The sequence below is a fragment of the Aeromonas rivuli genome (assembly GCF_000820045.1).
In the GTDB taxonomy this organism is placed as follows: domain Bacteria; phylum Pseudomonadota; class Gammaproteobacteria; order Enterobacterales; family Aeromonadaceae; genus Aeromonas; species Aeromonas rivuli.
On the sequence record NZ_CDBJ01000032.1, the window covers coordinates 66,887 to 79,779 of the forward strand.

The window sequence follows — 12,893 nt, forward strand, 5'->3', positions numbered from 1 at the left end:
GAGAGCCCATGCATGTGACCCGCATTCCCCTCTTGCTCATCAGCCTGTTGCTGGCCGGTTGCGCGATGCCCGCCCGCCAACAACAGCTGGAGCAGGTCATCGGTGGCCTGGATAACGAACTGCAACGGCTGGAAGAGCAGCTCGCCGCCATGAACAGCCTCCATTATCAAAAAGCGATAGATGCACCGCTCACTCTGCGCCAGGCGCTGACGACCCAGACAGCAGGCCCCCAGGGCCTGATCCCGGTGCGGCAAACCCTGGTAGATGGCCCACGGCTGAGCTACGACTACCGCCTGCCCCACGGGGTGACGACTCTCCCCCTCGGCAATCCTTGCCTGGATTACGAGTTTGAGCTGCGCCATCTGGGCCTGCTCGGCCAGCTCGCGCTGCGCTGGCAGGGAGCCAGCGGCCAGGGAGAGCGGCTCATCAACCAGCGTGACTGCCCCTTCTCGGTCAAGGGGCCCGGCCTGCAATAACGCCGGGGTCAGCGGCGCGACCAGCCGCGCAGAGGATCAAAAAAGGGTTGGCCACCGGCCAACCCTTTTTCACCACGAGTGGCCCGTCCTAGAGCAGACCACGCAGCAAGATGCCGCCGATCAGCAGTGGGGCGACCAGCCGCCAGCACCAGAGCAACGCGAACCGCGCCAGCGGATGGGCGCCGTCGGGCAGCATCTTGTCCCCCAGTCGCCAGCCGAGCAGCAGGGTCAGCACCAGGCCAAACAGCGGCATCATCAGGTTGGAGGTGAGGTAGTCGAGCAGCTCGAACAGCGTCTTGCCAAACAGGGTCGCCTCGGACCAGATCCCGAAGGAGAGGCTGACCGGCACCCCGGTCGCCATGATCATCAGGGTCAGCACCAGGCAGGCGCTGCGCCGCGACCAGCCCCACTCCTCGCAGGTGAACCGCACCAGATGCTCCAGCATGGAGATGGAGGAGGAGAGCGCCGCCACCAGCAGCAGCAGGAAGAAGACCAGGGCCAGGCCCTGGCCAAAGGGCAGCTGGTTGAACACCGCAGGCATGGTCATAAAGGTGAGGCCCGGGCCCGCGCTCGGATCGATGCCGGTCGACGCCAGTGCCGGGAATATCATCAGACCGGCCAGCACCGAGATCAGGCTGGCCAGGGTGACCACCCAGACCCCGGAGCGCAGCACGCCCTGACTGTTGGGCAAATAGGCACCATAAGTGGTATGCACACCGAGTCCGATAGAGAGGGAGAAGAACGCCAGCCCCAGGGCGTCGAGCACACTCTCGCCGCTCAGCTTGCTGAAGTCCGGCAGCAGCAGCTGGCGCACCCCGGCCATGGAGCCGGGCAGAGAGAGGCCGACCACCACCAGCAGCAACATCATGATGAACAGCGCCGGCATCATCCAGCGCAGCGCCCGCTCGACCCCTTTCTGGATACCGCCCTGCACGAACCACCAGGTGAGACCCGCAAACACCAAGTGGGTCAGCGCCGGCCACCATGGATTGCTGACATAACCGTTGAACAGGGCCGTCAGCGCCTCGCCCTCGCTCAGGTTGAGGCGGCCCATGGCCGCCAGCCCCACATAACCGACCGTCCAGCCCCCCACCACGCTGTAGAAGCTGTAGATACAAAAGCCGCACAAGATGCCCATGTAGCCCATCCAGCGCCAGTTAGGCCCGACCAGCTTCTTGAAGGCGCCGAGCACCCCACGCTGGCTCTGGCTGCCGAGCAGGGTCTCCCCCACCAGCACGGCCACCCCCAGGGTGAAACTGAACAGCAGAAACAGCAGCAGGAAGGCGCCGCCGCCATTGGTGGCGGTCACATACGGAAACTTCCAGATAGCGCCGAGACCTATCGCCGTACCGGCGGCGGCCAGCACATGACCGAGACGAGAAGACCACTGCACCTGGCTCATACCAACTCCCTTGAGGACAACATGATTGACTCCATGATGGACAAATAACAAAAAGGGCCGCCCTGAGGCGACCCTTGCAATGAAATCCGGATAACTGATGTCTGCAAGCTCACCCCTTTAGTCGGCGCGACTAAATCGACCAAACCGAACCAGACGAAGTGACATGGGATAGAGACCATCGAGAAAACGAGGCGACAGCCTAAACCATGGCAAGGCAAGTTGACAGATCCAGTCAGTGTTTTTGCACTGAATTAGTTGAAAATTATACTTTCATCCATTTGAGCAGTATTTGATCGAGTCGTGCTACCCAAAACCAGCCGTTCCTCTGGCGACCCCTTAACCAGGCCATTGGCGCCCAGCCGCGTCGACTGGCTCAACCCGGTCTTGACGCGCCTCCTCACACCAGACCGCGGATCAGGATGCCGCCGATCAGCAAGGGGGCGAGCCAGCGCCAGCAGCCGAGCAACACGCGTTGCCAGGAGAGCGTCAGCCCCCGGGGCAGGATTTGCCGCCCCAGTTTCCAGCCAAGCAGCAGGGTCAACCCCAGGCCAAACAGCGGCATCAGCACGTTGGAGGTGACAAAATCGAGCAACTCGAAGATGTTGCGGCCAAAGAGGGTGATCTCGGACCAGGGGCCGAAGGAGAGGCTGACCGGTATGCCACCCACCATCACCAGGGCGACTATCAGGGTGCAGCTGGCGCGGCGGCTCCAGCCCCAGCTCTCGCTGACGAAGCATTGCAGGTGCTCGAGCAGCGAGATGGCCGAAGAGAGCGCCGCCACCACCAGCAAGGCGAAGAAGACGGTCGCCAGCCCCTGGCCGAAGGGCAGCTGCTGGAACACCGCAGGCATGGTCATGAAGGTGAGACCCGGCCCCGCCGCAGGATCGATGCCAGTCGCCGCCAGCACCGGGAAGATCATCAAGCCGGCCAGCACGGCAATCAGGCTCGCCAGCAGCACCACCCAGAGGCTGGAGCGCCCCACCCCTTCACTGTCGGGCAGATAGGCGCCATAGGTGGTGTGAATACCAAGGCCGATGGAGAGGGAGAAGAAGGCCAGACCCAGGGCGTCGAGCACCCCGTTCATGCCGAGCTTGCTAAAATCCGGCAGCAGGAAGTGGCGTACCCCATCCATGGCACCGGGCAGGGTCAGCCCCACCACGGCGAGCAGCATCATCATCAGCAGCAGACTCGGCATCATCCAGCGCAAGGTTCGCTCCACCCCTTTTTGTACCCCGCCCTGTACACAGCACCAGGTGAGCGCGGCAAACAGCAAGTGAGTCAGCAGTGGCCAGACGGGATCCCCCACATAGTCATTGAAGCGGGCGGTCAGCGCGGCGCCATCCCCACTGTTGAGGCTGCCGGCCAGTGCCATGCCGGTGTAACCCAGGGTCCAGCCTCCCACCACGCTGTAGAAGCAGAAGATGAGCAGGCTGCAGAGCAGGCCCATGACCCCGAGCCAGCGCCAGCGCTTGCCGAGCAGGCTGGCCAAGGCACCCACCACACCGCGCCGACTCCGGCTGCCGAGCAGGGTCTCCCCCATCAGCACGGCCACCCCCAGGGTGAAGCTGAACAGCAGGAACACCAGCAGGAAGGCGCCACCGCCGTTGGCCGCTGTGACATAGGGAAACTTCCAGATGGCGCCGAGGCCCACCGCCGAACCTGCGGCGGCGAGAATGTAACCCAGCCGGGATGACCATTGGGACTGCTGCATATGAACTCCGGGGTCGAGGCCAGGGCCCACAGGGCCGCTGGCGAAAAGCGGCGGCCAGAGTAAGGGAGGGGCTGCGCAATCACAATCAACAAAAACGGGTATAAATTCGATTTATTAGCACACTTCACCAATAAAATTCAGATTTAATTGCTTTGCTGCTAACAAACAAAAACCGGAGCACATTTGCTCCGGTTTTGACCTGCCATGACAGGGGCTGCAGGCTTAGATCACGCCCAGCTCGCGCAACCGCTCCATCAGATAACTGTGAGCCGTGTGGCGCTCTGAAAGCACCACATCCGGACGCGGATGCAGGAACAGCGGCAGAGAGATCCGTGACCTGTTGGCGCTGCCGCCAGCCGGATTGATGACGCGATGGGTGGTGGAGGGGTAGTAGCCGGCGGACGCTTCCTGCAGCATGTCACCGATGTTGATGATCAGGGTGCCAAAGTCGCAGGGCACATCCATCCACTCCCCATCGGACCCCATCACCTGCAGACCGGGCTCATTGGACGCGGGCAAGATGGTGAGCAGGTTGATATCTTCATGGGCGGCGGCGCGAATGGCGCCCGGTGCTTCGGTGCCATCGAAGGGTGGATAGTGCAGCACCCGCAGCAGGGTCTTATGGCTCTCTTCTATCATGGAGGAGAGCGGGCAGCTGTAGTTGGCGGCTATCTCACCCGGCGTGTACTGCTCGACCCACCCCAGCAACTCGGCGGCCAGGTTGTTGGCCAGCTGGTAGTACTCCATGGCTTGCGCCTTCAGCTCCTCGGGCATCTGGCCCCAGGGATAGAGGTGGAAGTACTCCTTGATGTCCTTCTGGCTTTGGCCTTTGGCCACCTCGGAAACCGACGGCGGGAAGTAGCCATCCTGAGTCTCCCGGTTAAACAGAAAGTCCTGTTTCTGTTCGCTCATGAAGAAGCGATACCAGTTGTCGTAAATTCCCTGCACCAGTTCCTTGGGGATAGGGTGATTGGTCAGCACACCGAAGCCGGTGGTACGCAGGGATTCGGTGAAGCGCTGGGCGGCGTCTGGCGCCCGGTAGTCGACGGTCAGGACTTTCATGGTTGCTGTTGCACTGCTGTTAAAAAGTGGCCGCAAGTTTACCCCCATGTGACCGGTAAGAAAAGGTTTGCCGACCACCTCATCGCAGCGTCCGCTCCCACAGGCCGATCCGCCCTGGAAAACCGTCCAGCCCCCTCTTGTCCCCGGACGAACCGGCTCCTAGAATGCGCCATCTGATGACATGCCCGCAATGCGGCGCAGCAAGGAGCGTTTGGATGATGAAACAGACACTGGCCAAGGGGCTTGTCGTTGGTTGTTGCCTGTTACTGGGCGCCTGCAGCAGCCTCTCCCAGGAGGAGTGCGCCGCCATGAGCTGGTATAACCAGGGCTTTGCCGATGGCGAGCAGGGCAAGGGACCGGATGCGAGCAAGGCTTATGGCGCAAGCTGTGGCGAATATGGCATCAAGGTCGATCAGGGGGAGTGGCAGCGGGGTTATAAAAAGGGACTCGAGCTTTACTGTATCCCCGAGCTGGCCTATCGCAAGGGACGAGATGGGGAGGAGTACCGAGGGGTCTGCCCCAATGACGAGACCTTCCTGCGCCAGTTTGAACGGGGCCACCAGGAGTACCAGCTGGCCGCCCGCCTCAATGAGCTGGCCAATGCCATCTCGCAAAACGAGCAAGACATCTATCAGCTGGAACAACTGATCCGCAAGGAGAACGACAGTGCCCAGCGTGACAGCTACCGTTATCAACGGGAGCGCGCCATACGTCGCGACAGGGCCCTGCGCGACGAATACAGCCGGCTGCGCTATCCGCCCCGGGTGATCGAGTTCAAGCTGTAAGTTCGCAGCACCCATGGCGCCGAGCCCGATGCGCTCTGGCCACAGCCCCATGAGAAGAGGCCGATGCACTGCATCGGCCTCTTGCTATCAAGGGTCAAGCTGGCGCAACTAAAGCACCCAGCGCGCCAGGCCCAGGGCGATGCCATCCTCGTTGTGATCCGCGGTGACCTTGTGAGCCAGCCCCTGGATCTGCGGCGCCGCGTTGCCCATGGCGACCGCCAGCCCTACCTGTTCGAACATGCTGATGTCGTTGTTGTTGTCGCCAAAGGCCACCACCTCGCTCATGGCGATCCCCTCCCCCGCCGCCCACTGGGCCAGCCGGTTGCCCTTGCTGCAACCGGGCTTGACCAGCTCGACCGCATAGGGCGCCGCCCAATCCTGGGTGAAGGGCAACCCTTCGATCACCCGACTGGCAAAATCGTGCAGGTGAGCGGGCTCCTGGCTGAACAGCTCCAGCTTCCACACCTCGGGCTGGGCCAGCAATTGGGCACTGCTCTGGGGCAGGAACTGCACTCTATGCTGCTCCTCCACGCTGGCCGACCAGCTGCGCACCCGGGTGACATAAGGCTCGCAACCCAGGTGGCCAATCCCCTGGGAGAGGTGAGCCAGGGCTTCGACCTGCTCCTCTGCCATGGCGGCCAGCAACGTGGCCAAGGGGTCCTTGGCAAGGGGATCCCCGCTCAGGATGCGATCCCCGAGCGGATCGTAGAGATAGGCACCATTGCTGCAGATGATGGGAGTATCCAGCCCCAGCTCATGATGGAAGGGACGCGCCGTCATGAAGTGTCGGCCCGTGACCAGCAGCACCTTGATGCCCTGGGCACGCGCATCGGCCAGCGCCTGCCGGGTCGCGCTCGAAATCTGGTGATCCCGGGTCAACAGCGTGCCATCCATATCGAGCGCTATGGCTCTGTACTGCGTCATATTCCCTCCAAACAGGCGAAACAGAAGAGGGGATAAATTCCCAGAGTCGCCCCCGGGATGCAAGCCCCATCAGGCCTGAGGGGCCCATTCTGTGATCTGTCTGTCCCGGTTTGCCCGGCGACGCAGAGCATAGAAACCCAGCGCACAGAGCACAGAGCAGGCCGCCGCCAGATAGAAGGGCCACTGATTGCCCGCCAGCAGCACCAGGCTGCCCAGCACCACGGCGACAATTTCACTGCTCACCGCCAGACCACGGTAGAGCCCCATGGCCTGGCCCTGCTGTTCGGCCGAGCTGCGATTGGAGATGGCCACCGAGGTCGCCAACTCCCCCAGGCTCATGCCGATACCGGCGGGAATGAAGGTGAGCGCCAAGCCCCACCATTGACTCGGCAGGATGAACATCAACATGCCCACCGCCATCAGCAGATGACCCACTATCCCCAGGGAGCTGCCGCGCCAGTGTCGCGAGAGCCAGCCCCCCAGCCAAGAACCCAACATCAGCGGCACGCTCACCAGCACGGCCCCTTGCGCCAGTTGCGCCGGATCCCAGGTCAGCTCTTCCACCAACCAGACATTGAAGTAACTGAAGTAGAGTTGCACTGCGCCATAGCTCATCAGGGTCAAGGCGAAGTAAGGCAACAAGGCGGGTGCGAGCAGCAGGGCGCGATTCGACAGGCGCGGCGCCGTGGCAGCCTCAGGCAGTGGAGGCCGGTTGGGCAATAACCAGAGGGCGAGCAGCAAGTTGGCCGCGGTCATGGCCACCGCCAACCAGGCCGCCACGCTGTAATCCCCGGAGATGACGGCGGCATAACCCCCAATCATGGGACCCAGCACCCAACCCAGATTCATGCCGATATTGATCATGGAGAAGTTGCGGGCCTTGGTCTTGGTCGTGCTCATGTCCGCCGCCATCGCCTGCACGATGGCGATATCACCATTGAAGAAGCCTTCCAGCACCCGGCTGAGCAGCAAGATCGGCAGGGATCGCCAGGCGATCCCCAGTGCCATCAAGGCATAACCCGCCAGGACACCGACCAGACAGACCATCAGAATGGGTTTGCGGCCATAGCGATCCGACAATAGACCCAGCAAAGGCGCCCCCAGCAACTGGAACAGGGGGTAGAGCCCCATCACGACCCCCAGCCACACCTTGCGGCTCCAGTCCGAGGCGTCAGGGGCCAGCATGCCTTGCGCCGGATCCAGCATCAGGGGCGCCAACACCGGGGAGGGCAAGCTAAAGCCTGCCACCGCCAGGGTCACCGTCATCACCAGCACCCACAGACTCACCTTGTCTCTGCGGCTCTCCATCGCACTCACCATTAAGTAAAGTTATAAGTTTATTTATACTGCTGAGCAGGGCATGTTTTGTAAAGTGAATTATTGATTTAAAAAATCACTCTACCCATAATGACCCTATGAGTACCGGCGCAGATGAGCGACTCAGGCAGCAACGCCTGGAAAAGACCGCCCTCAGAAGCCGTTGCAGATAACAGCGGGTAACCCATGAACGCCAGCACCGACAAGATACTTCACCTGTTAAAAACCCAAGGCCCCCAGAGCGCTGCGGCCCTCGGCGAGCAGTTGCAGATGACCTCCATGGGTGCCCGCCAGCACCTGCATGCCATGGAGAACGACGGCTGGGTGACCTTCAGGGATGAGGCCCGGGGACGGGGACGGCCGAGCCGGCTCTGGCTGTTGACCGAACAGGCCTGGCAGCGCTTCCCGGATGGCCATGGCGAGCTGACCCTGCGTCTGATTGACACGGTGCAACAGCTGTTTGGGGAGAGTGGGCTGGACAAGGTGATTGCCGAGCGTGAGCAGCAGCAACTGGGACGCTATCGGGCGCAGCTGGCCGGGCTCTCCTTGCCCGAGCGGGTGGTCGAGCTCGCGGTCTTGCGTACCCGGGAAGGCTATATGGCCGAGGCGAGCAAAGAGGAGGATGGCAGCTGGCTATTGTGGGAGAGTCACTGTCCTATTTGTGTCGCGGCGCGGGGTTGCCTGGGTTTTTGTCGCAGCGAACTCGCCATCTTCGCCGAGTTGCTGGCCCCGGCCCGGGTCGAGCGGGAGCAATATCTGCTCAGCGGCGATCACCGCTGCCTCTATCGCATCAGCCCCCCGGCTCACACTGCGGCCCCTGAGCAGTAAGCCGTTGAGCCGAGCCAGCCAGCCCCGAGGCGACCAAAAACAACAAAGCAGGCGCCGGGAGGCCTGCTTTGTTGTTTGCTACGGACCGGTAAGCCCGCATCTGTCTGTCATGGCCCGATGAGGCGTGACGTCTTGTGGTGCTCGGAGTCCGGTTGAACTCGTCGCCGCAGGGGCTGGATGCTGCCACTGCCTGACCACCGTTTGATGAGTTCATATTACCCGGAGGCCCCGGGTGAGTGGTTGCGAAGAGTTGGTTATTTTCGATTGTTTTTGCAATGACTCACCCTTAATCTAGCCAAAGACAACAAAACATTGCGACAGGGTGACAAAGTATGCTGAAACTGGATCGTATCGACCGTCATATTCTGGAATTGATGCAGGAGAATGGTCGCATCAGCAACCTGGAACTGGCCGAGCTGGTCGGCCTCTCCCCCTCCCCTTGCTCACGACGGGTCAAGGCACTGGAGGATGCGGGCCTGATCGATGCCCATGTCACGCTGCTCAACGCCCGCCAGCTGGGGCTGACTCTCACCGCCTATATCCACATCTCCATGGACAGGCACACTCCTGAGCGATTCGAGAACTTCGATACCGCCATCTCGGCGCTGCCGGAAGTGCTCGAATGCGACCTCATCACCGGCAACGATGCGGATTACCAGCTCAAGGTGGTGGTGCGCGACATGGAGCACTATCAGCACTTCCTGCTGGACAAGCTGACCCACATTCCCGGGGTGACCGGGGTACGATCCAGCTTCGTGCTGCGCCGCATCAAGCAGAAGACGGCGCTGCCCCTGAACCACCTGGGCTGAGGCTGACAAGCCGCTGATGACGATGCAACATCATGAAGAAGAGGAGGCCTGGGCCTCCTCTTCGCTATTGATCTCCCCTTGACCGGTCAGCTCGATGCCGCAGTGACATCCTCGACTTGCAGCAGCCAGCCTTCGGCGGCCTGGCGGGGCGCGCCACTGAGCACCAATCGCTCATCCGTCTGGGCGGCTTGCCCCTGGGGCAGCTCAACCAGCAGGCTGTCCGAACCGGTATCGAATACCCAGCGCCTCTCCCCAAGGGATTCTATCAAGTAGCCTTCCATCTCGACCTCGGATTGGGCGTGCCACAGCGGCTCCACCGGATCCCGGCTCTCGATGAAATCGGCCTGCACTCCAAAACTGGCTAGCCCCCATAGGATGGAGAGTCCGACCCAATGTTGCATTTCTGGTACTCCTCACGTGGGACTGATGGAGCCAGTATGCGAAGAGAAAAGTGAGCGCACCATGAACGATGGGGCAAACTGTTAACAGGATCGCGAAAAAAACCGACCAAAGCGGTCGGTTACGTCATTTTGTGATGGGGATCTCGCCTCACTTGGTGGCTTCCTCTGCCATGGCCGCCTCCCTTGGCTTATTCATCCACATGGCCAGCCCATGGTGATCGTCACAGATCCCCTCCTCACGCACCGCCTTGACACGGGTACCATCCTTGCAGATGGCGCGCCAGGCATCGGCATCATCTATCTCCAGAGGGCGGCTATGTTGACCCGTGCCGCCACAGGCCACCAGAAAGAGCCCCAGCAGGGGGGCCAATCTGCTTATCCTTATCATCCCTGAACTCCTCATCGTCTGATCTGACTAGCGTCCCAGCTGGCTCGAGATGCGATCGCACAGTCCCTTGAGCTGGGTCAGTTCAGCATCGTTCAAGTCCACCTGATTGCGCAAGTTGTCGGCCAGGCAGCTGGCGCGCACCTCGCCCTGCAAGGCGCGACCCGCCTCGGTCAGCACCACGCATTTTTGCCGTTCATCCTCGGCCGACACGCTGCGGGTGAGCCAGCCCTTGCTCTCCAGCCGTTTGACGATGGGGGTCAGGGTGCCCGCATCCAGCCCGGTATCCTGGCCAATCTGTTTGAGACTGACGCCATCCTCGGCCCAGAGGGAGAGCATCACCAGATACTGGGTGTAGGTGAGATCCAGCCGATCCAGCAGGGGGCGATATGCACGCATCACCGCATTGGAGGCGCTATAGAGTGCAAAACAGACCTGCTTCTTCAATTCGCTCATGACACTACCTCGCTGGCTATGCCGCCAGTATACCCGACATTACTCTCTACCCAAATATTTTGCACACAAAGTGGTTGTCAAAAGCCCGGTGCGGTATTAGCCTGAATTTACTTTGCACACAAATGAAAGCGAGACACCACCATGAAGAGCCTCTATCGCACCCAGGCACTGGCCCAGGCCGGTCGCAACGGTGAAGTTCACACCCAGGACGGCACACTGCAGCTGGCCCTGGCACTGCCAAGCGCCCTCGGCGGCAACGGCCAGGGCAACAACCCGGAGCAGTTGCTGGCCGCCGGCTATGCCGCCTGCTTCTCCAATGCCCTGCTCCATGTCGCCAAGGCCCTGGGAGCGCCGCTCGACACGGCTCCCGTCGCCACCACGGTCGATCTGCTGGCTCGCGCCGACGGTACCTTCACCTTCGCCATCGAACTGGACGTCACACTCACAGGCAGTCATGCCGAGCAGATAGTGCGTCAGGCGCACCAGACCTGCCCCTTCTCCAATGCTATGCGCGGCAATGTCGCCACTCGCCTGCTGCTCAACGGCCAACTGCTGGAGGAGACCAAATGAACCAGATCAGCCGCCAGATCCAACTGCTGCGCTACCCGTCCGGCCTGCCGAACCTGGCCGATTTCACCCTGACCGAGATCCTGCTGCCTCCTCTGCAAGAGGGCGAAGTCCAGGTCAGCAACCAGTGGCTGTCGGTGGATCCCTATATGCGGGGCCGCATGTCCCTGGCCAAGAGCTATGTGCCGCCCTTCGCCCTTAACAGCGCCCTCGACGGCGGTGCCATCGGCACCGTGCAGGCGTCGCGCCATCCCGATTTCAAGGTGGGTGACCGGGTGAGCAGCATGCTGGGCTGGCGAGACGCCTTCGTCGCCAAGGGGGAGCAGCTGACCCGGTTGCCCGCCACGGCGCTGCCATCCCAACTATTCCTCGGCGCCCTCGGCATGCCGGGCATGACCGCCTGGGCGGGCTTGCACAAGGTCGCCCGCCTGCAGGCCGGTGAGACCCTGCTGGTCTCGGCCGCTTCGGGCGCGGTCGGCACCATGGCGGTGCAGCTTGCCAAGCGGGCCGGAGCCCGGGTGATCGGCTCCACCGGCTCCGCCGACAAGGTCGCCTACCTCAAGACGCTCGGTGCAGATGCGGTGATCAACTATCGGGAGACGCCGGATCTCGACGCCGAGCTGGCCCGCCTCGCTCCGGATGGCATTCAGGTCTATTTCGAGAACGTGGGGGGCGCCATGCTGGACGCGGCCCTCAACAACATGGCACTGCACGGGCGCATCGTGCTGTGCGGCCTCATCGAGCAGTACAACAGCAATGGCCAAGGGAGCGGCCCGCGCAACCTGGCCCAGATGATCCGCAAGCGCATCCTGATGCAGGGGCTGCTGGTCTCCGATCACTGGCAACACTACGGGGACTTCCTGGCCGAGGCGATCCCCGCCTTCGAGGCTGGCGCCCTGCAGGCCGAGGAGACCATCAGCGAGGGGCTGGCCAGCATGCCGCAGGCCTTTATTGGGCTGTTCGAGGGCCGCAACACCGGCAAGATGCTGGTCAAGCTGGGCTGACAGCCAGCCACAAATCGAGGGGCACAGCGCCGGCAAGATGCAGATCAAGCTGGACTGACGGCCTGCCAGCCACAGTGGGGCCCCTGGCCGTGTATTTACCATCTGCCAAGCAGATGTGATATCGCGATAGCCATCTGATCGGCAGAGAGAGAAACGGCAAGCTACCGTGTCCCCGGGATCATCCAGCGGCAACTTGCGAAACGGGCCCATCCGTCCTAAGGTGGGCCCGTTTTTTATAGCGTCATCCCGTTTCGGCAAGGAGCTCTTCTTATGTCCACTCCCTATCCTCGCGTCGGGGTCGGTGTCATCCTCGTCAACCATCAGGGCCAGGTGCTGCTTGGCAAGCGCAAGGGGAGCCACGCCCCCTACTGGTCCATCGCCGGCGGCCACCTGGAGCTTGGCGAGAGCTTCGAGTCGGCGGCCATCCGGGAGGTGGCCGAGGAGACAGGCTTTCTCATCACCAACCCCAGCGTCATCGCCGTCACCAACAACCTGGAGACCTGGCGCGAGAGCGGACTGCACTACATCTCCGTCACCCTGCTGGCCGAGGTGGAGGGAGAGCCACAGCTGCTGGAGCCGGACAAGTGCGAGGGCTGGCTCTGGTGCGATCCCCGCGCGCTGCCCGAGCCCCACTTCGATGCCAGTCGCCAGTCCATCACCTGCTGGCTGGCCGGGCGCTGCTATCTACCCCAGCCGACAGAGTAACCCTCGCCTGCTGGTTGGCGGGGCACCGCCATCTGCCGCAGCCGGGCCAGCCGACCTAATC

15 protein-coding genes are annotated in these 12,893 nt (G+C 62.2%); 7 read left to right on the forward strand and 8 right to left on the reverse strand.

Features of this window, described 5'->3' with window-relative positions; translation table 11 throughout:
* The first annotated feature begins 8 nt into the window (after nucleotides 1–8).
* Complete coding sequence (locus BN1130_RS07325) at nucleotides 9–476, forward strand: hypothetical protein (RefSeq protein WP_042041147.1); 468 nt, start codon at nucleotides 9–11, stop codon at nucleotides 474–476.
* A gap of 88 nt (nucleotides 477–564) precedes the next feature.
* Here BN1130_RS07325 and BN1130_RS07330 read toward each other — a convergent pair whose 3' ends face one another.
* The 3 genes from BN1130_RS07330 to BN1130_RS07340 form a co-directional block, all read right to left on the reverse strand.
* Nucleotides 565–1,878 (reverse strand): sodium-dependent transporter, encoded by a 1,314-nt coding sequence (locus BN1130_RS07330; protein ID WP_042041149.1) that lies wholly within the window; start codon nucleotides 1,876–1,878, stop codon nucleotides 565–567.
* A 397-nt stretch (nucleotides 1,879–2,275) separates the two neighbouring features.
* Entirely contained in the window at nucleotides 2,276–3,589 is a 1,314-nt protein-coding gene (locus BN1130_RS07335) for a sodium-dependent transporter (protein WP_042041150.1), read from the reverse strand.
* 222 nt (nucleotides 3,590–3,811) lie between these two features.
* Nucleotides 3,812–4,651, reverse strand: a complete 840-nt coding sequence (locus BN1130_RS07340; RefSeq protein ID WP_042041151.1) for an isopenicillin N synthase family dioxygenase — start codon at nucleotides 4,649–4,651, stop codon at nucleotides 3,812–3,814.
* 215 nt (nucleotides 4,652–4,866) lie between these two features.
* On the opposite strand from BN1130_RS07340, the gene BN1130_RS07345 reads away from it, so the two are divergent.
* Entirely contained in the window at nucleotides 4,867–5,436 is a 570-nt protein-coding gene (locus BN1130_RS07345) for a DUF2799 domain-containing protein (protein WP_042041152.1), read from the forward strand.
* Nucleotides 5,437–5,544: 108 nt separating this feature from the next.
* Here the strand turns inward: BN1130_RS07345 and BN1130_RS07350 are convergent, their stop codons facing one another.
* Together BN1130_RS07350 and BN1130_RS07355 are read right to left on the reverse strand one after the other, a co-directional pair.
* On the reverse strand, nucleotides 5,545–6,360 hold the full coding sequence (locus BN1130_RS07350; protein WP_042041153.1) for a Cof-type HAD-IIB family hydrolase: 816 nt from the start codon (nucleotides 6,358–6,360) through the stop codon (nucleotides 5,545–5,547).
* Between the two features lie 69 nt (nucleotides 6,361–6,429).
* Nucleotides 6,430–7,668 carry an MFS transporter gene (locus tag BN1130_RS07355; protein WP_042041154.1) on the reverse strand — a complete coding sequence of 413 codons (1,239 nt, stop codon included), beginning with the start codon at nucleotides 7,666–7,668 and terminating at the stop codon, nucleotides 6,430–6,432.
* Between the two features lie 195 nt (nucleotides 7,669–7,863).
* Between BN1130_RS07355 and BN1130_RS07360 the strand changes: the two genes are divergently transcribed.
* Both BN1130_RS07360 and BN1130_RS07365 read left to right on the forward strand, forming a co-directional pair.
* Nucleotides 7,864–8,505 (forward strand): helix-turn-helix transcriptional regulator, encoded by a 642-nt coding sequence (locus tag BN1130_RS07360; RefSeq protein ID WP_042041155.1) that lies wholly within the window; start codon nucleotides 7,864–7,866, stop codon nucleotides 8,503–8,505.
* Nucleotides 8,506–8,837: 332 nt separating this feature from the next.
* Nucleotides 8,838–9,314, forward strand: a complete 477-nt coding sequence (locus BN1130_RS07365; RefSeq protein ID WP_005904753.1) for an Lrp/AsnC family transcriptional regulator — start codon at nucleotides 8,838–8,840, stop codon at nucleotides 9,312–9,314.
* 86 nt (nucleotides 9,315–9,400) lie between these two features.
* On the opposite strand, the gene BN1130_RS07370 is transcribed toward BN1130_RS07365, so the two are convergent.
* From BN1130_RS07370 to BN1130_RS07380, 3 genes are all read right to left on the reverse strand, one after another.
* The gene (locus tag BN1130_RS07370; RefSeq protein ID WP_042041156.1) at nucleotides 9,401–9,715 is read right to left on the reverse strand and encodes a hypothetical protein; all 315 of its coding nucleotides are present in this window, start codon (nucleotides 9,713–9,715) and stop codon (nucleotides 9,401–9,403) included.
* Nucleotides 9,716–9,863: 148 nt separating this feature from the next.
* On the reverse strand, nucleotides 9,864–10,094 hold the full coding sequence (locus BN1130_RS07375) for a hypothetical protein (RefSeq protein ID WP_370736602.1): 231 nt from the start codon (nucleotides 10,092–10,094) through the stop codon (nucleotides 9,864–9,866).
* Nucleotides 10,095–10,130: 36 nt separating this feature from the next.
* Nucleotides 10,131–10,556, reverse strand: a complete 426-nt coding sequence (locus tag BN1130_RS07380; protein WP_042041158.1) for a MarR family winged helix-turn-helix transcriptional regulator — start codon at nucleotides 10,554–10,556, stop codon at nucleotides 10,131–10,133.
* Between the two features lie 141 nt (nucleotides 10,557–10,697).
* Between BN1130_RS07380 and BN1130_RS07385 the strand changes: the two genes are divergently transcribed.
* The 3 genes from BN1130_RS07385 (at nucleotide 10,698) to BN1130_RS07395 (ending at nucleotide 12,832) form a co-directional block, all read left to right on the forward strand.
* The gene (locus BN1130_RS07385; protein WP_042041159.1) at nucleotides 10,698–11,126 is read left to right on the forward strand and encodes an organic hydroperoxide resistance protein; all 429 of its coding nucleotides are present in this window, start codon (nucleotides 10,698–10,700) and stop codon (nucleotides 11,124–11,126) included.
* On the forward strand, nucleotides 11,123–12,127 hold the full coding sequence (locus BN1130_RS07390) for an NADP-dependent oxidoreductase (protein ID WP_042041161.1): 1,005 nt from the start codon (nucleotides 11,123–11,125) through the stop codon (nucleotides 12,125–12,127). Before BN1130_RS07385 ends, BN1130_RS07390 begins: the two co-directional genes overlap by 4 nt.
* 270 nt (nucleotides 12,128–12,397) lie before the next feature.
* Complete coding sequence (locus BN1130_RS07395; RefSeq protein ID WP_042041162.1) at nucleotides 12,398–12,832, forward strand: nucleotide triphosphate diphosphatase NUDT15; 435 nt, start codon at nucleotides 12,398–12,400, stop codon at nucleotides 12,830–12,832.
* Nucleotides 12,833–12,893 lie beyond the last annotated feature (61 nt).